This window comes from Helicobacter pylori (assembly GCA_008032955.1).
Taxonomy (GTDB): domain Bacteria; phylum Campylobacterota; class Campylobacteria; order Campylobacterales; family Helicobacteraceae; genus Helicobacter; species Helicobacter pylori_DC.
In genome coordinates, this window is the sequence record CP032046.1 from 46,342 (window position 1) to 69,330 (window position 22,989).

Annotated in this window: 19 protein-coding genes and 2 pseudogenes; 13 read left to right on the plus strand and 8 right to left on the minus strand. The window is 38.4% G+C overall.

Annotation, left to right across the window (positions count from 1 at the left end; genetic code table 11):
* Nucleotides 1–4 precede the first annotated feature (4 nt).
* Nucleotides 5–772, minus strand: coding sequence for a fumarate reductase cytochrome b subunit (locus tag D2C72_00255; GenBank protein ID QEF42924.1), 768 nt, complete (start codon nt 770–772; stop codon nt 5–7).
* A 205-nt stretch (nt 773–977) separates the two neighbouring features.
* Here D2C72_00255 and D2C72_00260 point away from each other — a divergent pair, with 205 nt between their 5' ends.
* The 10 genes from D2C72_00260 to D2C72_00305 all read left to right on the plus strand — a co-directional run bounded on the left by D2C72_00260 (nt 978) and on the right by D2C72_00305 (nt 8,220).
* Nucleotides 978–1,682, plus strand: coding sequence for a triose-phosphate isomerase (locus D2C72_00260; GenBank protein QEF42925.1), 705 nt, complete (start codon nt 978–980; stop codon nt 1,680–1,682).
* A 9-nt stretch (nt 1,683–1,691) separates the two neighbouring features.
* Complete coding sequence (gene fabI / locus D2C72_00265; GenBank protein ID QEF42926.1) at nt 1,692–2,525, plus strand: enoyl-[acyl-carrier-protein] reductase FabI; 834 nt, start codon at nt 1,692–1,694, stop codon at nt 2,523–2,525.
* On the plus strand, nt 2,525–3,535 hold the full coding sequence (lpxD, locus tag D2C72_00270; protein ID QEF42927.1) for a UDP-3-O-(3-hydroxymyristoyl)glucosamine N-acyltransferase: 1,011 nt from the start codon (nt 2,525–2,527) through the stop codon (nt 3,533–3,535). The genes fabI and lpxD overlap by 1 nt, the downstream gene beginning before the upstream one ends.
* A gap of 64 nt (nt 3,536–3,599) precedes the next feature.
* On the plus strand, nt 3,600–4,757 hold the full coding sequence (metK, locus tag D2C72_00275) for a methionine adenosyltransferase (GenBank protein QEF42928.1): 1,158 nt from the start codon (nt 3,600–3,602) through the stop codon (nt 4,755–4,757).
* 66 nt (nt 4,758–4,823) lie between these two features.
* Complete coding sequence (locus D2C72_00280) at nt 4,824–5,237, plus strand: nucleoside-diphosphate kinase (protein QEF42929.1); 414 nt, start codon at nt 4,824–4,826, stop codon at nt 5,235–5,237.
* A 24-nt stretch (nt 5,238–5,261) separates the two neighbouring features.
* Nucleotides 5,262–5,618: a hypothetical protein gene (locus D2C72_00285; GenBank protein QEF42930.1), complete on the plus strand. Its 357-nt coding sequence runs from the start codon at nt 5,262–5,264 to the stop codon at nt 5,616–5,618.
* 15 nt (nt 5,619–5,633) lie between these two features.
* Nucleotides 5,634–5,780, plus strand: coding sequence for a 50S ribosomal protein L32 (gene rpmF / locus D2C72_00290; protein QEF42931.1), 147 nt, complete (start codon nt 5,634–5,636; stop codon nt 5,778–5,780).
* A gap of 74 nt (nt 5,781–5,854) precedes the next feature.
* Complete coding sequence (gene plsX / locus D2C72_00295; protein ID QEF42932.1) at nt 5,855–6,877, plus strand: phosphate acyltransferase PlsX; 1,023 nt, start codon at nt 5,855–5,857, stop codon at nt 6,875–6,877.
* A 24-nt stretch (nt 6,878–6,901) separates the two neighbouring features.
* Nucleotides 6,902–7,897 (plus strand): ketoacyl-ACP synthase III, encoded by a 996-nt coding sequence (locus D2C72_00300; protein QEF42933.1) that lies wholly within the window; start codon nt 6,902–6,904, stop codon nt 7,895–7,897.
* A 41-nt stretch (nt 7,898–7,938) separates the two neighbouring features.
* The gene (locus D2C72_00305) at nt 7,939–8,220 is read left to right on the plus strand and encodes a hypothetical protein (GenBank protein ID QEF42934.1); all 282 of its coding nucleotides are present in this window, start codon (nt 7,939–7,941) and stop codon (nt 8,218–8,220) included.
* A 392-nt stretch (nt 8,221–8,612) separates the two neighbouring features.
* Here D2C72_00305 and D2C72_00310 read toward each other — a convergent pair.
* From D2C72_00310 to D2C72_00320, 3 genes and pseudogenes are all read right to left on the minus strand, one after another.
* Nucleotides 8,613–8,795 (minus strand): annotated as a pseudogene (locus tag D2C72_00310) (hypothetical protein).
* Between the two features lie 150 nt (nt 8,796–8,945).
* Nucleotides 8,946–9,317, minus strand: coding sequence for a hypothetical protein (locus D2C72_00315; GenBank protein ID QEF42935.1), 372 nt, complete (start codon nt 9,315–9,317; stop codon nt 8,946–8,948).
* 88 nt (nt 9,318–9,405) lie between these two features.
* The gene (locus D2C72_00320; GenBank protein ID QEF42936.1) at nt 9,406–12,531 is read right to left on the minus strand and encodes an ATP-binding protein; all 3,126 of its coding nucleotides are present in this window, start codon (nt 12,529–12,531) and stop codon (nt 9,406–9,408) included.
* Between D2C72_00320 and D2C72_00325 the strand changes: the two genes are divergently transcribed.
* Nucleotides 12,496–13,734: an MRP family ATP-binding protein gene (locus D2C72_00325; GenBank protein ID QEF44141.1), complete on the plus strand. Its 1,239-nt coding sequence runs from the start codon at nt 12,496–12,498 to the stop codon at nt 13,732–13,734. The two genes, D2C72_00320 and D2C72_00325, sit on opposite strands and share 36 nt — an antisense overlap.
* Nucleotides 13,735–13,793: 59 nt before the next feature.
* Here the strand turns inward: D2C72_00325 and D2C72_00330 are convergent, their stop codons facing one another.
* The gene (locus tag D2C72_00330) at nt 13,794–14,942 is read right to left on the minus strand and encodes a glycosyltransferase family 8 protein (GenBank protein ID QEF42937.1); all 1,149 of its coding nucleotides are present in this window, start codon (nt 14,940–14,942) and stop codon (nt 13,794–13,796) included.
* Nucleotides 14,943–15,133: 191 nt separating this feature from the next.
* Between D2C72_00330 and D2C72_00335 the strand changes: the two genes are divergently transcribed.
* The gene (locus D2C72_00335) at nt 15,134–16,486 is read left to right on the plus strand and encodes an outer membrane family protein (protein ID QEF44142.1); all 1,353 of its coding nucleotides are present in this window, start codon (nt 15,134–15,136) and stop codon (nt 16,484–16,486) included.
* Nucleotides 16,487–16,588: 102 nt separating this feature from the next.
* Nucleotides 16,589–18,454: a molecular chaperone HtpG gene (htpG, locus tag D2C72_00340; GenBank protein ID QEF44143.1), complete on the plus strand. Its 1,866-nt coding sequence runs from the start codon at nt 16,589–16,591 to the stop codon at nt 18,452–18,454.
* Between the two features lie 204 nt (nt 18,455–18,658).
* Here the strand turns inward: htpG and hcpA are convergent, their stop codons facing one another.
* From hcpA to mnmG, 3 genes and pseudogenes are all read right to left on the minus strand, one after another.
* Entirely contained in the window at nt 18,659–19,411 is a 753-nt protein-coding gene (gene hcpA / locus D2C72_00345; protein ID QEF42938.1) for a Sel1-like repeat protein HcpA, read from the minus strand.
* A 458-nt stretch (nt 19,412–19,869) separates the two neighbouring features.
* Nucleotides 19,870–21,035 (minus strand): annotated as a pseudogene (locus tag D2C72_00350) (succinyl-diaminopimelate desuccinylase).
* 10 nt (nt 21,036–21,045) lie between these two features.
* A complete protein-coding gene (gene mnmG / locus D2C72_00355; GenBank protein QEF42939.1) occupies nt 21,046–22,911 on the minus strand; it encodes a tRNA uridine-5-carboxymethylaminomethyl(34) synthesis enzyme MnmG in 1,866 nt (621 codons plus the stop codon).
* Between the last annotated feature and the right edge of the window lie 78 nt (nt 22,912–22,989).

A 22,989-nucleotide genomic window follows, 5' to 3' on the forward strand; every position in this document is an offset into this window, starting at 1 on the left:
ACCCTTATTCTTTGTGGAATTTCCCATCAGCTTCTATGGCCTCTTGCATGGTTTTAATGCCATTGTCCTTATTTTCTAAACCTTTTTTAATGTAAGCCCCATAGGTGCAAAGCCCTAAAACAATGAAAAACACGCTCATCGCCCATTTGACTTTTCTTAAGCCTTGAATGCTCACATTCTTAAACCACCCCCATTTAATCGCTAAGCGATACAACCCAATAGAACCATGCAATTCTACGGCAAACAATAAGAAAATATACAAAAGCCAAAAGTTTTGCGTGACAAAACGATAGCTTGAGCCATGAGGCCCAATACTTTCAGGCTCTGTGAGCATGACAAACAAGTGGATACTCGCTAAAAAAAACATCGCAAACCCGGTTAAGGCCTGGATAAACCACAAACTCGTATCGCCATGTTTCATCAAATGCTTATGGGTTTTAAAAACCTTGTATTGCCGATAATTGATAGGGAATTTCCTTAGCGCCAAAAAAGCATGCACGACTAAAATAAGAATAACTCCTGCTGCAACCACGCTCACAATAGCCGGCTCGCCCGCTTTTAAAAACAAGCTCCCTTCAAAAAATTTCGCCACTTTATACATGGCTTCATCGCTAATTAAGATACTAGAGACCAAAAACATGTGCGCTATCATAAAGAGCGCTAAAATCAAGCCCGTAGCGCTCTGTAAAAAATCCAGCTTAGCGTAAATACCGCTCTTTTTAAGCCCTTTACTAGCGCCATAATAACCCTCTATAATCTCTTCTTGTTGCATAAAAACTGCTCCTAAAAACTCAAAATTAACCTAAAATCGCTTGACGCAAAAACACTGCCTTAATTCTACTACATTTGAAATAATTTTTCTTATAAACAAAACCTAAATTGGGAAAAAATTCAATTCAAGGGGGCTATTGTTTAAAATTTACATTTTTTGAATGCTATAATAAGGGATAGACCACCTATAAAATAAGGATCATTCAATGACAAAAATTGCCATGGCTAATTTTAAATCCGCTATGCCTATTTTTAAAAGCCATGCGTATTTAAAAGAATTAGAAAAAACTTTAAAACCGCAGCATTTTGATAGGGTGTTTGTATTCCCTGATTTTTTGGGGTTATTGCCTAATTCGTTTTTGCATTTCACTTTAGGGGTGCAAAACGCTTACCCTAGAGATTGTGGGGCTTTTACCGGTGAAATCACTTCAAAGCATTTAGAAGAACTCAAAATCCACACGCTTTTAATAGGGCATAGCGAGAGGCGAACGCTTTTAAAGGAAAGCCCTAGCTTTTTGAAAGAAAAGTTTGATTTTTTTAAAGGTAAAAATTTTAAAATTATTTATTGTATTGGCGAAGATTTAACGACCAGAGAAAAGGGTTTTAAGGCTGTAAAGGAATTTTTAAGCGAGCAATTAGAAAATATTGATCTCAATTATTCCAATTTAATTGTGGCGTATGAGCCTATTTGGGCGATTGGCGCAAAAAAGAGCGCTTCTTTAGAAGATATTTATCTCACGCATGGTTTTTTAAAGCAAATTTTAAATCAAAAAACGCCCTTGTTGTATGGGGGGAGCGTGAATGCGCAAAATGCTAAAGAAATTTTAGGGATTGATAGCGTGGATGGCTTATTGATTGGGAGCGCGTCTTGGGAATTAGAAAATTTTAAAACAATCATTTCATTTTTATAAAGGAAAATCATGGGATTTTTAAAAGGTAAAAAAGGGCTTATTGTAGGGGTGGCAAACAATAAATCCATCGCTTATGGGATCGCTCAATCTTGTTTCAATCAAGGGGCTACTTTGGCTTTCACTTATTTGAATGAGAGCTTAGAAAAGCGCGTGAGGCCTATCGCACAGGAATTGAATAGCCCCTATGTGTATGAATTGGATGTGAGTAAAGAAGAGCATTTCAAGTCGCTATACAATAATATTAAGCAGGATTTAGGCTCATTGGATTTTATCGTTCATAGCGTGGCCTTTGCCCCTAAAGAGGCTTTAGAAGGGAGTTTGTTAGAAACTTCTAAAAGCGCGTTTAACACCGCTATGGAAATTTCTGTTTATTCTTTAATAGAGCTGACAAACACTCTAAAACCTTTATTGAATAACGGGGCGTCTGTTTTGACTTTAAGCTATTTAGGCAGCACCAAATACATGGCGCATTACAATGTGATGGGGTTGGCTAAAGCGGCCCTAGAGAGCGCGGTGCGTTATTTAGCGGTGGATTTAGGCAAACATAATATTAGAGTGAATGCCCTATCGGCCGGGCCTATCAGGACGCTCGCTTCTAGCGGGATCGCTGATTTTAGGATGATTTTAAAATGGAATGAAATCAACGCCCCTTTAAGAAAAAATGTGAGTTTAGAGGAAGTGGGCAATGCTGGGATGTATTTGCTTTCTAGCTTGTCTAATGGGGTGAGTGGGGAAGTGCATTTTGTGGATGCCGGCTATCATGTGATGGGCATGGGGGCTGTGGAAGAAAAAGATAATAAAGCTACGCTGTTGTGGGATTTGCAGAACAATAAGGGGTATTGATGAAATTAAGCGAATTGTTAAGCGCCTATTCTATTGAAACGGAATTTTCAAACGATTTTGAAGTGCATGCTTTAGCGGAATTAGATAAGGCTACGCCTAATGATATTAGCTATATTGACCAAGCGCGTTACCTTAAACTTTTAAAAGATTCCAAAGCCGGGGCGGTGTTTATCCGTAAAAAAGAATCTTCTAAAGTGCCAAAACACATGCAAGCTTTAGTCGTGGATAACCCGCATTTAGCCTTTGCCAAAGCTTCGCATGCCTTTAAAATCCCTTTTTTTAAAAACCCAGAAAGCGTGAATGAGCCTAAACATTTTGAAAGAGTAACGATCATGCCTAATGTGATGATTGGAGAGGGCGTAGAAATTGGCGAAAACTCTTTGATTTATCCGGGTGTGGTGATCGCTGATGGGGTCAAAATCGGTAAAAATTGCGTTTTGTATCCTCGTGTGATCTTGTATCAAAACACGATTTTAGAGGATAATGTGATTATCCATGCAGGCAGTGTGATCGGAGGCGATGGCTTTGGTTATGCGCACACCGCTTTAGGAGAGCATGTCAAAATTGAGCATGTGGGGATTGTTAGGATTCAAAAAAATGTAGAAATTGGCGCTAACACGGCGATTGATCGGGCGGTGTTTGGCGAGACTTTGATTAAAGAGGGCGTTAAGATTGATAACCTGGTTCAAATCGGGCATAATTGCGTTTTAGGCGAGCACAGCATCGTCGTTTCTCAAGTGGGCTTGAGCGGCTCTACAACCACTGGCCGTAATGTGGTTTTTGGCGGTCAAGTGGGCATTGGGGGGCATTTGCATGTGGGCGAATTCACTCAAATTGGGGGTAAAAGCGCGGTGGGTAAAGACTTGCCCCCTAACACTAATTTTGCCGGAGCGATCCCTGCTATGGAAATCCATGAATGGCACCATTTCCTGGCTCATTTACGGACGAATTTCAGGAAACAGCAAAAAACGAGTTTGTTGCAAAAAGCTAAAGGGTTTTTCAAGTCTTAAAGAATGAAATAAGCTATAATAAGTCCATTTTGAATACGAATGATTATTTTAATAAGGACAATCAATGAAAGATAGTTTTCTTTTCACTTCTGAGTCAGTAACCGAGGGGCATCCTGATAAAATGGCTGATCAAATCAGCGATGCGGTTTTAGATTATATTATTGAGCGGGATCAAAAAGCCAAAGTCGCATGCGAGACTTTAGTTTCTAACGGGTTTTGCATGATCACTGGCGAATTAAAAACTTCTGTTTATGCCCCTATGCAAGAGATCGCAAGAGAAGTGGTTAAAAAAATTGGCTATACAGACGCCCTTTATGGCTTTGATTACAGGAGCGCGGCGGTTTTAAATGGTATTGGCGAACAAAGCCCTGATATTAATCAAGGCGTGGATAGAGAAGATGGCGAGATTGGGGCAGGGGATCAAGGGCTTATGTTTGGTTATGCATGCAAGGAGACTGAAACGCTCATGCCCTTACCCATTCATTTAGCGCACCAACTCGCTTTCGCTTTGGCTCAAAAAAGAAAAGACAACATCTTGCCTTTTTTAAGGCCTGATGGCAAGTCTCAAGTGAGCGTGCGTTATGAAAACAACAAGCCTGTAAGCGTTGATACGATTGTTATTTCTACCCAACATTCCCCAGAAGTTTCACAAAAGCATTTAAAAGAAGCCGTGATTGAAGAGATCGTGTATAAGGTTTTACCCAAAGAATATTTGCATGACAATATCAAGTTTTTTATAAACCCCACAGGAAAATTCGTTATCGGTGGGCCTCAAGGCGATGCGGGTCTGACAGGCAGAAAAATCATCGTGGATACTTATGGAGGGTTTTGCCCGCATGGGGGGGGAGCGTTTAGCGGGAAAGACCCTAGCAAGGTGGATAGGAGCGCGGCTTATGCGGCCCGCTATGTGGCTAAAAATTTGGTAGCGAGCGGGGTTTGCGATAAAGCGACCGTGCAGCTTGCTTATGCGATTGGGGTGATAGAGCCAGTGTCTATTTATGTGAACACGCATAACACGAGCAAGTATTCAAGCGCAGAGCTAGAAAAATGCGTGAAAGCGGTTTTCAAACTCACGCCAAAAGGCATTATTGAAAGCTTGGATTTGTTAAGGCCCATTTATTCGCTCACTTCAGCTTATGGGCATTTTGGGCGCGAATTAGAGGAATTCACTTGGGAAAAAACCAACAAAGCTGAGGAGATTAAAGCGTTCTTTAAGCGTTAAAAAAATATTTTAAGGGTAATATTTTAGGAAATTTTTGTATAATCAACAATTCACAAGGAGTTTAAATTGAAACAAAGAACGCTGTCTATTATTAAACCGGATGCGCTTAAGAAAAAAGTGGTAGGCAAGATCATTGATCGCTTTGAGAGTAACGGCTTGGAAGTCATTGCTATGAAACGCTTGCATTTGAGCGTTAAAGACGCTGAAAACTTTTATGCGATCCACAGAGAGAGACCCTTTTTTAAAGATTTAATAGAATTTATGGTCAGTGGTCCGGTAGTGGTTATGGTTTTAGAGGGCGAAGATGCGGTAGCTAAAAACAGAGATCTTATGGGAGCGACTGATCCCAAACTCGCTCAAAAAGGCACTATCAGAGCGGATTTTGCTGAAAGCATTGACGCTAATGCGGTGCATGGGAGCGATAGCTTGGAAAACGCGTGCAATGAAATCGCTTTCTTTTTTGCCGCTAGGGATCTTTAAGGTTTAAGGGCGTTTTAAGTAAGCATGCAATTTGAAATGCGTAAAATCGCTTTTAATGTGCCTAGAGCGTTTTCTTTAGAGCATGAGGGAGTGGTTTTAGAGGGCGAAGTTATACGAGTGGGGGCGAAATTGTTTCGTTTGGAAGCGCGCCTTAAGGGTGAATTGATGCTTATTTGCGATACAAGCGGTAAAGAGTTTAAAAAAAACCTTGATGAGTCGTTGGTTTTGCATATTTCAGACGGGTTGTGGGATACGCAAAGCCAAAGTTTGGATTTTGATAATTTAGATGTTATTGAATCTTTCAATGGTTTTATTGATTTGAGCGAGATTTTACGCTCTGAAGTGGAGTCTATTAGATTAGACTACCATTATGCAGATTGAAATGAAGGAGAATTTATGGCAGTACCTGATAGAAGAGTGAGTAAGACAAGAGCGGCAAAAAGGCGCACGCATTATAGCGTTAAGCTGGCTAAGCCCATAAAAGCTAAAGATGGCACTTGGAAACTTCCCCACCATATTAACAAATTTACTAAAGAATACTAGTATAAAAGCTATCTTTAATGATAGAAAGTATTTTAAAGGATTGCAACGGATTGCAACAAGCCTTTTAAGGACGCATGATGAAAATTGTAATAGACTTAATGGGAGCTGACCATGGGGTTTTACCCGTTATTGAGGGAGTCTCAAGGGCTTTAGAGAATAAGAGTTTTAGTGCGGTTTTAGTGGGGGATAAAGACAAAGCAACCCCTTTTATTTCTAAAGAGTTAGCTAGCAAAGTGGAAATGATCCACACGCAAGATTATATTAAAATGGAAGAAGCCGCCACTGAGGCGATTAAGCGTAAGGAATCTTCCATTTACTTGGGCATGGATATTCTAAAAAATGGGGCTGACGCTTTGATTTCAGCGGGGCATAGCGGAGCGACTATGGGTTTAGCAACCTTGCGTTTAGGGCGTATCAAGGGGGTTGAAAGGCCTGCCATTTGCACTTTAATGCCTAGCGTTGGCAAACGCCCTAGCGTGCTATTAGACGCAGGAGCGAACACCGATTGCAAGCCTGAATATTTGATTGATTTTGCTCTTATGGGGTATGAATACGCTAAAAGCGTGCTGCATTATGATAGCCCTAAGGTGGGTCTTTTGAGTAATGGCGAAGAAGATATTAAAGGGAACATGCTCGTTAAAGAAACGCATAAAATGCTGAAAACTTATGACTTCTTTTATGGCAATGTGGAGGGGAGCGATATTTTCAAAGGGGTTGTGGATGTGGTGGTTTGCGATGGCTTTATGGGGAATGTGGTCTTAAAGACAACAGAAGGGGTCGCTAGCGCGATAGGCTCTATTTTTAAAGATGAAATTAAAAGCTCTTTTAAATCTAAAATGGGGGCTTTGATGCTTAAGAATGCGTTTGGTATTTTAAAACAAAAAACCGATTACGCTGAATATGGTGGAGCACCGCTTTTAGGCGTGAATAAAAGCGTGATCATTAGCCATGGCAAGAGCAACGCTAGAGCGGTTGAATGCGCGATTTATCAAGCTATTAGCGCTGTTGAAAGTCAGGTTTGTTTGAGGATTACTCAAGCGTTTGAGAGCTTGAAGCCTAGCGTTTCTGTGCCTCAAAGCGATCAGCAAGACGCTTAAAGATGACTATTTTAAGGGGATTGAATGGAATTTTACGCCTCTCTTAAATCCATTGCGATGCATGTTCCAAGCGAGCGTGTGAAAAATGCAGAGTTTCAGCAATTTTTGGATACCAGCGATGAATGGATAGAAAAAAGGACTGGTATCAAAGAGCGCCGTTTCGCTAACGATGAAGAAAAAAGCAGCGATTTAGGGGTAATAGCGGCTAAACAGGCCATAGAGAGAGCGCATTTAACCCCAAAAGACATTGATTTGGTGGTTGTGGCGACTTTAAGCCCTGATTTTTTGGCCATGCCTTCAACCGCTTGCGTGTTGAGCGCGAAATTAGGCATTGAAAACAAGCCGGCGTTTGATATTTCAGCCGCTTGCACGGGTTTTATTTATTTATTATCGGTGGCTAAGGCTTATGTTGAGAGCGGGATGTGCGAAAATGTGCTGATTGTGGGGGCAGAAAAAACGAGCAGCGTGCTAGATTTTAAGGATAGGGGGACTTGTATTTTATTTGGCGATGGGGCTGGGGCGTGCGTGATAGGCAGAACCAAGCGTTTAAAAGAAAGCATTTTAGACGTGCAGATTTCAGCGAACGGGAATTTTTCTAATTATCTTTATACGCCAAGGACTCTAAAACCCACGCCCTTTAACGCTAAAGAAGAAGCTTTAGAGCCTTTTTTGTGCATGAAGGGCAATGAAGTGTTTAAACTGGCGGTAAAAACGCTTTTAAAAGATGTGGAAATGATTTTAGAAAAAAACGCTCTCAAACCTGAAGATGTGCGTCTGTTTATCCCGCATCAAGCTAATTTTAGGATCATTCAAGCGGTGCGAGAGCATTTGGATTTTAAAGATGAGCAAGTGGTTTTAACCGTGCATAAATACGGCAACACTTCAGCAGCCAGTATCCCTATGGCCATGTGCGAAGCTTATGAAGAGGGGCGTTTGAAAAAGGGCGATTTAATGCTTTTAGACGCTTTTGGTGGGGGATTGACTTGGGGTTCAGCGTTGGTGTATTTTGGAGGAAGTTAGGAAGATATTGAAGGAGTATTGATGAAAAAGGTGATTTTTTTATTTTTAGTGGTGTTGGGGGGTTAAAGTCGCAAAGCAGTTATTGTAGCGATCATTGCGAAGGCACTCCAGAGAGTCGTATCCCTCCTATGGGGTTTCATTTCAGTTTTGTGCATTCAGTGAAATATTACTTGCAAGACCCACAAGAGCGCGATCACAAGCTTAAAAAATGCCATCAAGCCTTTGATTCGACGCTTAAGGTTAATTTTATTACGAAGTCTTTTAAAAAGGATTGCAAGCATGCGCAAATGGCTTTAGAGCAAGCTCAAAAAGAAACTCCATGAAGGGGTTTCTTTAGGAATGTTATTTCCTATAGCAGAAATTATTTTTAAAGTAAAAGACAAATAATGTTTAGAGGTATTGTAGTTATTCTAATATCTAAATCATTATTGTATTAGTATTAACAGCTATTAGAGCTACCATAATGGCATTTAGAGGCGATACTGATGACGATGAAGTTGAGAGTGATGGTTTTTTAGTAGAATATAATTCGTTGAATATCTCGGCTCTATTCTAGTTACTATAATGATATTTTTTCCTTATATAATTGGACCAGTTATCGCTTTAATATTTATCTTATCTGAGCTAGGTTATATAACTTTCTTTAATTTTATAAGATAAATAACTGACTATTATAATAGTCGGTTATACTTATCCTTTTGTTATTTTTTATATTTTTTTTGAACACAATTCTTCCAATGACTAGTAGCGTCTCAACCAAAAACTCAACCAACAACCAATTGAGAACCTAATATAGAAATTAATATTCTTTAGTCTGTTTTTTTAAAAAAGGGGGCTTTGGCTGCTTTATTTTATGGCAAACTTTTAAAGGGATAGGGGATATTTTGCGCTTTAATATCCCTTTAACCCCCCAACTAAATCCCCCCTAACCCCATAATACCGCATTACAAGAAATTACCGTTTGCTAAACAAACTTTTTGATATTAAAAAAGTTTTTAGCGTTTTTAAATTTTATCACCAACACCCCATTAGAACAAAAACCAAATTTTTATTTGGAAAATTTGTGGTAATACTCGCCCTTGTCCGTGATGATTTTAACTTCTAACAATTGGTTAGGCTTGCAATCCAAGCGGTAAAATATCTGTTGTGAATACTTTAATTCATGATCAAAGAGTTTTTCTTTTTTAAACTTATCGCCCAATTTGGGTTCTACTTTTTTAGTCGCTTCGCATGAATTTCCCCTATTGACAATAAGATTTTTAATCACCACCGGTTCATCGTTCATAGAAGTGATGCTTAAAAGACTAGAGTCCGTCATTTTCCCCATGAGTTTCCCCCCAGTTGCGCGATAATCCAGCTTGAAATCCAAATCCTTTGCCCCCACATAAACACCGCTTATCATCAGCAAGCTCAAACACATTTTTTAAACATCAAAATCCTTTCAATAATAGTATTTGTGGGGTATTATAATCAAATTTGATATATTCTTTTTTAATCGTTTGTTGCGTTTAGTTTTTGATCAAGTTTGTAGCCCATGCAACCCATTTGAATAATTTTAAAAAATTTCTTTTTGTTTGTTTTTCTACCGCATCTTTTCCGCCATACAAAAGCCTTGTTTTGAACGCCATGGCCAATTCCATTCGCTTATTTTTAGCGTATTTTTTTCTATCGTTTGCGCTGAAACAATCTTCAATTTGTTTGAAATGCCTATCGCAGTCTGAGAGTTGTAGGATTGTGATGGGATCATGCATTTCTTCATTAGCCCTTTTAAATCGTTCGCTCGTTGCTTTTTGGTTAAAAACGCATTTCCTGTCATCATCTGTCAAAACAATAGGGTGATTGTCTAACTCGCAAAGTTTTTTAATGGTTTCTTCCATGTCGTTTGGATTGTTTTTAAGCCCTGAAATGGGTAAGAAAGTGAAAGGAATGGGGTTGTCTTTGAATTCTCGCTCATTGAAATACAATTTGAAAGTGCTCAAATAACAATAATCCGTGATGCCTTCTACAAAAATGATTCGGTGTTTTTGGGGGTTGTGGAAAACATGCTGACCCACCCCTAAAGAGCGTTTGATTTTATCAAGAGCGTCGGAGTCTTTGCTTGCATTATTTAGGGGATAGTTAAAGTGATTCTTAATTACAGAGCCTTCTGTTTCTTTTTCCACAATCCTTATTTCATCTAAATGATCCGTATCCACTAAAAAGGGGTCATGGGTGGCTAAAACAAAAGTAACATGATTTTTATGAGCGTATTCTTTTAAAAACTTCCTAAACTCCTTTCTGGCTGGCACGCTCAAGTGAGTGGCTGGCTCGTCCATGACATAGATAATATTCTTGTTAAGGCTAAAATGTGATCCCACATTATAAAGAAAACCAAACATGAAATTAAACGCCCATTGGAAGCCGGTGCTTTGCTGGCTTAAGATGATTGGCTCATTTTGATTATCAGATTTTCTGCAATCATGAATTTCAAGTTTTATTTCATATGCCGTAGATTTCTTTGAATAATCATAAAATTTATTGTTGTGTCGGACACGAATTTTCAATTGGTAACTATCTTGAGGGCTATCTTCAGCGATCGCTAAAAGCCTGTTAAATTCTTTTGTAATTAAAGAATCTATTTTTAATTGCATGTTGTATTCTAAAATTTCTGCAAAACTTCCTTTAGCAAAAAGAAAGCTTGTGTCATTCTCAAAAAATTCAAGTTGCAGTATATCGTTATTATCATGCTTACTCTCTATTTTTTGAATTGGAAAAAAATCTTTTGATTGTTTGATCTTTTTTAGTGATTCTTGATCTATTTCTTGCAAGTATTTTTTAGAGATATTGAACGATCCATGACTATCAAAATAGATTTCTAAATCTTTATCAAACTTTATTTTTGATCTTTTATTGAACTCTAAAGGAATCCAAATTTTATTAGGATTAAAGTTTGTTTTATTAAATAACGAAAGCTGAAAAAACCAGTGCCCAGATAATTGGCTAGCAAGACCAGTCTCTTTGGTTGATATGGCTTCAAGGTCATTATCTGTGATTTTTGGCTCTTTGTATTCTTTCATGATTGGCACGAATTTTTCAAATTGATGAGATAAACCATTATTTATATTTAGATGAAAGTTGAACGCTGTATAGGGGTTACACTCTCGGCAATATTCTGCGAACTCAGAAACATTTTTGCTTTGTTTGAATTTTTCCTTGTTTGCTTCAAATTTATCCTTGATTTCACCAATATTTTTAGGGAACAAATAAATGCCACTTTCATTATCTAAAATTTTTATACTCTCCCATAAAGATCTTTGTATTGGTTCAAAAAGATTGCTGTATCTGTATCGCACAATTTCTGAATTGACTAATAAATCTATCTGTTTCAAATAAAACTGACACATCATGGATTTAATATCTTTAGACACATCATTAACGGCATGACTTTCTATATAATTTTTGCATATTTGTTGGATATTTTTGAGTAGATCATTAATCTTATACTCTGGCTCTTCTTCGCTATTGCATTCATTTTTGCAGTGATTTTCAATTTCTCGGATCAGCGACTCTTTGTTTCGCTCAAAATCCTCTCTTGTTTTTTCAAGGTTTTTTAAAGAATTTTTAATTTTCTTTTTAAGGTTGCCTATATTTAATCGGAATGTTCTAAATTGCTGTTTAAATTTTTCATTGATGGGGTATTTTTCGTCTATTTTTTCAATCATCTCTTTGACAAACTCTGATAATTTTTCTTGAGATTGTTCATTTAATAGAGCTTTAGTTTTTGGTGTGAATTTTGTATTAGAGTCAGTAGTCTTAAAAATTTCATCTAAAGCTTCTAGCTTTTTTAAGATATATTCCACATCTTTTGGTTTGATTTCTTTTTCACTAAGTTTTTTAAAACAAGAATAAATTTTTTCTAATTGGTTTTGTTTGTGTTTCCCCATGATAAAAAATTCATCTGAGTTGTGTTTTTTATTAGGCGTATTGCACTTTATGATTTCTTTGATGCACTGACAAAAAGTTTTAATCCCTTCGCTATTACCGCTTACATATTTGATTAATTCTTTGAAAAGCAGATTGTTGGTTGCATCGGCATATTTGGTTACAAGCTCGCTCAATTTTAATTTTTCTTTGTAAAAATGTAAAAATAATCCTAATGAATTGTAAGAAGTTATAAGATTTATAAAATTACTCACAAGAGTGCAAATCTTTGAATAGTCGTTATTGTTAGTGGGAATATAAACGCTGTTGTTACATTGTTCCCCTAAAGCTTCTACATGTTTTTCAAAAGGATAGCTGATTAATATTTTTGATAATTCCTTTAATCCTTTATTAACTTCCTTAGATTGAATTTTTAAATCCACGCAAGAAAAATCTGTGATTTTATGATCAAGGATTGCTTCTTCTTCTAAACTTAAAAGGGTGTCTTTTTCATGGTTTTTAAAATAATCTTCTTCACTACAAAGTTTGACACCCGCATCATTAAAGATTGTCAAAGCTTCTAAAACATTGCTTTTGCCGACATTATTTTCCCCCACTAAGATCACCAACCCCCCATGTTTTTCAAAACTTGAATTTAAAAGCAACTCCGTAGGCGATTTTCTATCCAAATTCCTAAAATGGTGCAATTTCAAAACACGCTTATAAAATTTCATGCCCTATCCTTTCAAAACTCAAATTTAATTTATAATGCAAAATTAAACAAAACATGCTATAAAGAAAATTCAAATACTATCATTTTAAGGATTAAAATGCTCACCCAAGAAGACATCTTAAACGCGTTAAAAACGATCATTTACCCTAATTTTGAAAAGGATATTGTCAGCTTTGGTTTTGTTAAAAACATCACCTTGCATGACAACCAGTTAGGGCTTTTAATAGAAATCCCCTCAAGCTCTGAAGAAACGAGCGCGATTTTAAGGGAAAATATCTCCAAAGCGATGCAAGAAATAGGCGTGAAAGCTTTAAATTTGGATATTAAAACCCCGCCAAAGCCCCAAGCCCCAAAGCCCACCACTAAAAATCTGGCTAAAAATATCAAGCATGTAGTGATGATAAGCTCAGGCAAGGGCGGTGTGGGTAAAAGCACCACCAGCGTGAATCTAAGCATCGCTTTAGCGAATTTAAACCAAAAAGTGGGGCTACTAGACGCTGATGTGTATGGCCCTAATATCCCTAGAATGATGGGCTTGCAAAACGCTGATGTGATCATGGATCCTAGCGGTAAAAAACTCATTCCTTTAAAAGCTTTTGGCGTTTCTGTGATGAGCATGGGGCTTTTGTATGATGAGGGGCAGAGTCTCATTTGGAGAGGGCCCATGCTCATGCGAGCGATTGAGCAGATGCTAAGCGATATTATTTGGGGGGATTTAGATGTGTTGGTGGTGGATATGCCCCCAGGAACAGGCGATGCGCAGCTCACGCTAGCCCAAGCCGTGCCTTTGAGCGCAGGAATCACCGTTACTACGCCTCAAATAGTGAGTTTAGATGATGCTAAACGGAGTTTGGACATGTTTAAGAAACTACACATTCCTATTGCAGGCATTGTAGAAAATATGGGGAGTTTTGTGTGCGAGCATTGCAAGAAAGAGAGCGAGATTTTTGGCTCAAATTCCATGAGTGGATTATTAGAAGCTTACCACACGCAGATTTTAGCCAAGCTCCCTTTAGAGCCTAAAGTGCGTTTAGGGGGGGATAAGGGTGAACCGATTGTGATCTCTCATCCTGATAGCGTGAGCGCTAAGATTTTTGAAAAAATGGCAAAGGATTTGAGCGCTTTTTTAGACAAGGTGGAAAGGGAAAAATTAGCCGATAATAAGGACATTCAGCCCACACAAACGCACGCCTGCTCGCGTTAATTTTGAAAGACCGCTTTTTTAAGAAAATACCGCTTGACTTAGCGTCAAGCCCTTTTGTGTTAAATTTTAAAAAACGCTTTTAGTATTTTTTTAACCAATCGCTTCGCTTTTTGTTTGGCTTTAAAAATCAAAAATCCTACAAGGAGTTTAGAAGAAAGCCTAGGCAGAAGGAATTCAAAAGAATACCGCTTGTCTGAAAAAGATAGGGCTTTATTGAAAGCGTGGATTTCTTGGGTTTCTTTGTCTCTGTTTTGAAGGGATTCAAAGAGGTGATCTAAAAAGGGAGCGTTAAAATAGGCGTCTTTAAAAGGCGTTTGGATCAAAATTTCATGCCATTTTTTCGCGCCAATGACGCTTAAGAGCTTCCAAGGTTTATCGCCCCAAAAATGCAGCATGTGCGCTTCTTTGATGCTAGGGAATGATGGCGTATCAAGGAAACTGGGGTGGGCGTTGTAGGAGTAAGGCAATTCTAAAATCCTACCACGGCACACAAAACACAAAGTATCTTGATCGTTAAATAAAAGTTTTTCATTTTTTAAAAGGAAAAATCCAATCAATTGGTTTTCCAGATTTTCTTCACGCCACAATTTTAAATTTAAGGCTAAAAACCCGGCGTTAAAGTAGTTGTCAAAAAGGATTTGCACTTCTTCTAAATTAGGGAAAGCGTCAGTAACGCCGATAGATTTTGCGCGCATTTGGCGTAATTCGTATAAATCCTTAGCCGAATTCCTGTCCATAGCGATCAAATCTTTTTCCCTCACAGCCCCAAAATAATGCGCTTCAAGGGGGATAAAAAAGCTCTCGCTAATATCATTCACAAACAAAGTGTCCACATCAAACATGATCATCTTGTCGTATTGGGGGAAAAGGGAGGCAAAAAAGAAACGGCACATGATCATTTTAGAAAAGCGTTTTTGCGAAAAAGCATTGAGTTTTAAATACAATTTTTTAATTTCACTCGCTATTAAAGGATCAAGCTTGCGGTAATTATGGCGTGGTTTTAATTCTTCATTAGAAATATCCAAAAACTCTATACTGGAAAAAGCGCTAAAAGGAGCGATCGTTTCTTCTAATTTGGCTACATTTTCAGCGCTTAAATCCTCCACCAAACAATGGATTTGATAAAAGAGTTTTACTCTCTCTCTCTCTCTCTCTCTCGTTTGGCGTGCACTAGCATGGAATACAAACTCACGCCAGCAGGGATACAATAGTGGTTATCAAAAACCACCACAATAGGGATAATCTCTTGCATGCATAGTCCTTAAATCTTGAAATTGAACCCGCTAAAAAAGGGGTATTTTTGTGATTTTATCGTTTTTTTTTTTTTTTCAAAACCAAAATGGCGAGTTTGTTTATAGCATAATATCAGACTTCAATAAAAAAGGTGTTTGATAAAAGGGTGCTTAATCAAAAAATTTGGCTAGGGTTTTTGGCTTTGAATGGGATTTTCCTCAGTGCTTTTGAGTATCAAGTGAGTGCGAGAGTGGGATCGTTTTCGCGCATCGCTTTCAACCAATCAATCATCAATTCCAAAAAAGGGATTTACCCTACAGGGAGTTATGTAACCACTACCGGGGCTTTGCAAATTGATTCTAGTTTGCTCCCTAAAGGGATTGAAGATCACAAACTGGGTTTTGGGGTGGGGGGCGAAATAGGAGCGTTAGCGTATGATTCCACGAAGTTTTTGATTGATGAAGCCAATCCTAAGGCAGGGTTTCAGCCGGCGAACTGGTATTACATGGGGCGATGGGAGGGCTATTTGATGCAACACAGCCAAAATTGGACCAGAGAGCAAAAGGCTCAAAACGCCAGGTCTTATGTGTTATACAATTTGTATTTAGATTATCAGTATAAGGACATTTTTGGGATTAAATTAGGGCGTTACCCCTCTAAAGCTTTGTTTTTGAGCGGGTTTAATCAAGGGTTTGAGATTTTTTACCGGTGGAAAAAGTTTAGGGTAGAGTGGTTTAGCACCTTTGGAAGGGCTTTAGCTAATGAGCAATATATTAGGGATTTTTACGCCCCTGTCAATTACAAGCAAAAAACCAACTACGGCATGCACAATTTCAACCTCATTTATGAAAATAAATACATTAGGATCGCGCCTTTTATTTGGTTTTACCCTAAAAATTTTAACGCTCCTGGATTTGAAATCACCCATGACACAAAATCTTATTGGAAATCTCTTTGGCGCATCCAAACGACTTTTTACGCATGGTTTCCTCTCTATAGCGATTATTTGTCTAAAGATTATTACAGAGCCTCTTTAGTGGGTAAAAAAAGCGCGGCTTTGTTTGTGTTTCAAAGAGTGCATTTCCGCTCTTATCGTTTTGGCTGGAGCGTGTATAAGAATTTTGGGAACGCGAGCGTTCAATTAGGTTGGAATGGCTCGCCAGCGGATCCTTTTTACGACACTAAAGATGACACCCCTTATGAAGACGCTTATTCCAATTTTTACAACGCTAATTCCATAACGATTAACGCTTTTGTAGGAAAGAGCATTAAAAACCTTTTGGTGCAATTGTATGGGAAATTGACTTATTCCCCAAGGGCTGATTCGCAAAGCTTAGGGGTTACTCTCAAATATAATATTAAAAAACATATCTATTTAATGTTAACGCTTAATGGCTATCAGATCACGATGCATAAGGGTTATAAGGTAGGGTTTTTTACAAGCGGTTACAACCCTGATTTCGCTCAAACCATTCAAGATAGAAGCTATTTTATGAGCTCTATGAGTTATCGTTTTTAAGGAATTAAACATCCTTTCATGTGATTTTTAAGCCATAGCATGCCCCTTTTAAGCGCGCTTTTATTGTATAATCTTAAAAATTTTATTAAAGGAAAAAGTTCAATGTCTAATCAAGAATACACCTTTCAAACTGAAATCAACCAGCTTTTGGATTTGATGATCCACTCTTTGTATTCCAATAAAGAGATTTTTTTAAGGGAGTTGATTTCTAACGCGAGCGACGCTTTGGATAAACTGAATTATTTGATGCTAACCGATGAGAAATTAAAAGGACTCAATACCACGCCTAGCATTCATTTGAGTTTTGATAGCCAGAAAAAAACCTTAACGATTAAAGATAATGGTATAGGCATGGATAAAAACGATCTCATTGAGCATTTAGGCACGATCGCTAAATCAGGCACGAAGAGTTTTTTGAGCGCTTTGAGTGGGGATAAGAAAAAAGATAGTGCACTGATTGGCCAGTTTGGTGTGGGCTTTTATTCGGCGTTCATGGTAGCGAGTAAGATTGTCGTTCAAACCAAAAAAGTTACCAGCGAGCAAGCTTATGCATGGGTGAGCGATGGTAAGGGCAAGTTTGAAATCAGCGAATGCGTCAAAGAGGAGCAAGGCACAGAAATCACCCTCTTTTTAAAAGATGAAGATTCTCATTTTGCGAGCCGTTGGGAGATTGATAGCATTGTTAAAAAGTATTCTGAGCATATCCCTTTCCCTATTTTTTTAACTTACACCGATACAAAAATGGAAGGCGAAGGGGATCATAAAAAAGAAGTTAAAGAAGAAAAATGCGAGCAAATCAATCAAGCGAGCGCTTTATGGAAAATGAATAAGAGCGAATTGAAAGAAAAGGATTACAAAGACTTTTACCAATCGTTTGCGCATGACAACAGCGAGCCTTTAAGCTATATCCACAATAAAGTGGAAGGCTCTTTAGAATACACAACGCTTTTTTACATCCCTAGCAAAGCGCCCTTTGATTTGTTCAGGGTGGATTATAAAAGCGGGGTCAAACTTTATGTTAAAAGGGTGTTTATCACTGATGATGACAAAGAATTGTTGCCGTCTTATTTGAGGTTTGTTAAAGGCGTGATTGACAGCGAAGATTTGCCCTTGAACGTGAGCCGTGAAATCTTACAGCAGAATAAGATTTTAGCCAATATCCGTTCGGCTTCAGTGAAAAAGATTTTAAGCGAGATTGAAAGGCTGAGCAAGGATAACAAAAATTACCATAAATTCTATGAGCCTTTCGGGAAAGTGTTAAAAGAAGGTTTGTATGGGGATTTTGAAAACAAAGAAAAACTTTTAGAATTGTTGAGATTTTATTCCAAAAACAAAGGAGAATGGATTTCTTTAAAAGAATACAAAGAAAATTTAAAAGAAAACCAAAAAAGCATTTACTACCTTTTAGGCGAAAATTTAGACTTATTAAAAGCGTCCCCCATTTTGGAAAAATACGCTCAAAAAGGCTATGATGTTTTGTTGTTGAGCGATGAAATTGATGCGTTTGTGATGCCAGGCGTGAATGAATACGATAAAACGCCCTTTAGAGACGCTAGCCATAGCGAGAGCCTAAAAGAGCTTGGTTTGGCAGAAATCCATGATGAGGTGAAAGATCAGTTTAAAGATTTAATCAAAGCGTTTGAAGAAAATCTTAAAGATGAGATTAAAGGCGTAGAGCTTTCTAATCATCTCACTTCAGCGGTGGCTTTAATAGGCGATGAACAAAATGCGATGATGGCTAATTGGATGCGTCAAATGGGGCAAAGCGTGCCTGAAAGCAAGAAAACTTTAGAATTAAACCCTAACCATGCGATTTTGCAAAAACTCTTAAAATGCGAAGATAAAGAGCAGTTGAGCGCTTTTATCTGGTTGCTTTATGATGGGGCGAAGCTTTTAGAAAAAGGGGCTTTAAAAGACGCTAAAAGCTTTAACGAGCGTTTAAATAGCGTGCTGTTGAAAGCGTTGTAGGAAAAAACCCTTTTTTAGGGTTTGAATAAAAATGCTTTTAAACCTTTCAAACACTAATCTCAAAACGGTGTTTGGAATGAATGGGTTCGATAAAAGCCTTTTATGATCATTAAAAATGATTATTCTGTAGGGTTTATGTTTTCCTTAAAATATAAAAAGCGTAAAAGCTAGATAAACGCAGCCTTTAGCTTAACTTCATTAAAACTAAAGTTCTATTTTTAATTCCTTGAGAGCGTCGCATGCTTCTTTAACGCTTGATTTGCAACCTTTTTTAAAGTTTTCTACCGCTTGCTTTTCGTCCTTTGCTGTGCCTTGGGCGTTGTATTGCATAACCCCTAAATTATAACACCCCCTGCCATCTTTTAACTCGCATGCTTTAGAATAACGAACGATAGCCTCCTTAAAATTCTTTGCTACACCATACATGTATCCTGCATTAATGCACCCGGGGCTGTCTTTTAAATCGCAAGCTTTTTCATACAAATCAAGAGCCTTTCTTAAATCCTTAGGCGTGCCTACGCCATAATGGTGTAAGCTTCCTAAGACTGTACACCCTTCAGCATGGTTCAATTCACAAGATTTAGAGTAATATTGTGAGGCTTTTTTGGCGTCTTTAGAAACGCCTTGTCCGTTATAGTATAAATTGCCTAGCAAGCGGCACCCATAACCATCATTTAATTCACAACCTTGAGTGTAAAATTGAATGGCTTTTTTCAAGTCTTTTCCCACTCCTTTCCCTTCTTCATAGAACGCCCCTAAAAAAACACACCCAAAACCTTCTTTTAACTCACACGCTTTTTCAAAATGCGTTTTAGCTTGAGCGAAATCTTGCTTCTTTGTGCTCTCTATACCTAAATTCACAAGCTCTTTAGCGTCTGGCTCTGCCATTAACCCTCTCAAACACAATGCGCCCAAACACAAGACCCTAAAAAGGGTTTTTTGAACACTTCCTGGCATGATATATCTCCTATTATAAAAAATGTGATCCCTTATAATTGTAACCAAATATTGATGACTAAAGCCTTATTGAACCTTTATTGATGAGATGAAGAAAAAAATTATTTTTCTTTTAACTGCGTGTTGTTTGAGCCTAATTGCTATGCTAAAAGGGATACTTCTAAAGATAGGGCTTAAAAGAGTTTGTTTTAAAAAGTTGATTGAGCCACCCCTTTAAGAGTGGCTTGGTAAAAGCCCTTAAGAATTTAATTTTTGGAAAGGTTTCTTTATTACAAATGGAACAAAAAGGGGCAAAAAGACTATAGCAAGCTTTGGTTACTTTGTCAAGCATGACCCCACTCTTATAAGGCTATAATAAATGGATACTGGAATGCTAAAGCTTGAGTTGGTTTGGTGGTTTTTATCAGCGAAAAAGGCGTTGGTATTAAAAATAAAACCCTTACGCCAAAACTCCCCATTCATTTCTCGCTTAAATCCTCTAAAACCCCCAAAAACACTTTTTCCAAAAGCTCTAATTCCTTCAAGCTCACCCTTTCATCAACGGCATGGATTCTGTCATTAATGGCGCCAAACTCCACCACTTCTATGCCATGAGCGCTAAAAAATCGCGCATCGCTCGTGCCGCCTTTGGTGTTTAAAAGGGGGGTGGTGCGGCATGTTTTTAAAATATTTTCTTGTAAAACGCTGGTAAGCTTTGAATGAGAAGCCGTGATGAAAGGCGAACTGCTTGATTCTAATTCTAAAGTATAAGGCAAATCTTTCAAAACCTTTTCTAAATATTCTTTCAAACTCTCTTGGGTGGTTTTTAAAGAATGGCGCGCATTAAAGGTAATTTCTACGCTCCCTGGTGTCACATTATTAGCCCCTAACCCTGCATGCAAGTTGGTGATGACTAATTTTGAAGGGTCAAAACACTCATCGCCATTGTCTAAATGAACTCCTGAAATGAGAGGCAAAACCGAAGCGAGCGTATCAATAGGGTTTTGGCATTTTTGCGGGTAAGCCACATGCCCTTGAATGCCTTTTAAAATGAGTTTGCCATTAATGGAGCCTCTTCGGCCAATTTTGATGCTATCGCCTAAGACTTTTTCGCAAGTGGGTTCAGCCACAATCGCCATATGGGGCAGCAAATCCTTTTCTTTGAGTTTTTCTAGCATGAGTTTTGTGCCAAAAATCCCTGGCCCTTCTTCATCGCTCGTGAGTAAAATAGAAAGCAAAAAAGGGGTTTTAGGGTTAAAATTTAAACTCGCGCTCAAAAACGCCCCCACGCCCCCTTTCATGTCTTGCGCCCCACGGCCGTATAAAAACCCTTCTTTAATAATGGGTTTAAAGGGATCGCTTTGCCAATTGTTTCCAGGAGGCACGACATCAATATGCCCTGCAAAGCAAAAATGCAAGGGTTTGGTATCCTCTTTTGCATGTTCTTTTTTTGCATGCTTTTCTTCTGCATGATCTTTGAGGGGGTTAAAAATGCGGTATAAAAAAGGTTTTTCACGCCATTTTCCCCACACTCTAGGGTTTTAAAAGTGGGAAAAAGCGATTTAATGTATTCAAAAATACCGCATTCTTTGGGCGTAATGGTGGGGTAGCTGATGAGTTTTTGGGTGATTTCTAAAGCGTTCATTAAAAATCCTTTAAGAGTTTTTCCGCAAATGGATATACAAATGCAAAACGTCTAAATTCGCCGGGGTGATCCCACTGATTTCTGAAGCTTCAAAAAGGCTTTTGGGGCGGAATTTTTCTAACTTTTCTACCGCTTCTAAGCTAAGGCCTGGAATGCCTTTAAACACAAAATGTTTAGGGATAGACACCTTGAGCATGCTATCCATTTTAGCGATATTTTCGTGTTGCTTTTCAATATAAATATTATACTTGCATTCAATTTTGATTTGCTCTAAAACCCGCTCATTCAAGGGGGCTAAAAAGCTAAAAAAGGAGCGCATTTTTTCTAAATTAAAACTATCGCGCGCTAAAAGACTGACGCCATCAACCTTGTCATTGATAGGGTTTTCATCTAATTCACTCAAGCGTTTTAACGCTTCTTTGCTAGGGGTAAGGACGCATTCTTTAAGGCGTTTCAAGTTTTCTTGTATTGCTTGTTGGTCTTTTTTTAATTCTTTATAAAAATATTCTTCCATAAGCCCTAAACGATAGGCATGTTCGCCTAATCTAAAAAGCGTGTTGTCTTCTCTTAAAAGCAAGCGGTATTCGGCCCGGCTGGTAAACATTCTGTAAGGCTCATTCGTGCCTTTAGTAACCAAATCATCAATCAAAACGCCGATATAGGCTTCATTGCGCTTTAAAATAAAGGGGGCTTGATTCTTTAGGGCTAACACCGCATTAATCCCAGCCATAAGCCCTTGAGCCGCCGCTTCTTCATAGCCGGTAGTCCCATTGATTTGCCCGGCCAAATAAAGCCCTTTGATTTTTTTGGTTTCTAAAGTGTGAGTCAATTCTGTAGGCTGGATAAAATCATATTCTATCGCATAGCCATAACGCGTGATGAGCGCGTTTTCTAAGCCTTTGATAGAATGGATGACCTTTTCTTGCACATCTAGGGGCAAAGAGGTGCTTAAGCCGTTGATATAATATTCGCTTTTATGGATGGTTTGAGGCTCTAAAAACAGCTGGTGGCGTTCTTTTTCGCTGAAGCGGTTGATTTTATCTTCAATGCTAGGGCAATACCTTGGGCCTATGCCTTCAATTTGACCGCTAAATAGGGGGGCTCGGTGGAAATTATCCCTGATGATTTGGTGGGTAATAGGGTTAGTGTAAGTGATAAAACATGAGAGTTGGGTGGGGTTAAAATCTTTGGTTTTATAGCTGAAATAGGGAGGGTTTGTGTCCCCAAAATGCTCTTCTAATCCTTCAAAATCAATGCTATTACCGGCCACTCTTGGGCAAGTGCCGGTTTTTAACCTTTCCACCTTAAAGCCAAGCTCCCTTAAATTCAAGGCTAAAGAATTGGAAGCGTTTTCCCCAAAGCGCCCGTTTTGGTTTTGGTGTTCGCCAATATGCACCACCCCTTTTAAAAAAGTGCCTGTGGTGATGATCACTTTTTTAGCTCTGTAAGTGTTGTTAATGTTCGTGGTTACGCCCACTACCTCATCGTTTTCAAGGATTAAACTTTCAGTCATTTCTTGAGAGACGCTCAAATTAGGGGTGTTTAAAACAAGATTTCTTGCAAAAATGCGGTAAGTATCCATATCAATTTGCGCTCTAGTCCCCCTAACCGCTGGCCCTTTAGAAGCGTTTAACACACGATATTGCAAACCGCTATGATCTGTAATAATCCCCATAGCCCCCCCTAACACATCCACTTCTTTAGTCAAATGCCCTTTACCCAAGCCTCCAATAGCTGGATTACAGCTCGCTAAACCGATCGTGTCTATGAGCATGGTGATTAAATGCACTCTAGCTCCCATTTTAGCCGCAATCAAGCTCGCTTCAATGCCCGCATGCCCCCCACCAACCACTAAAATATCACTTTCTTTTACCACTCTTTTTCCTGTTTTGATTTTATTTTTCTAAAACCCTAGTTTTAAAAAAGTTTTATTGTAGCATGTAGGTTAGTAATT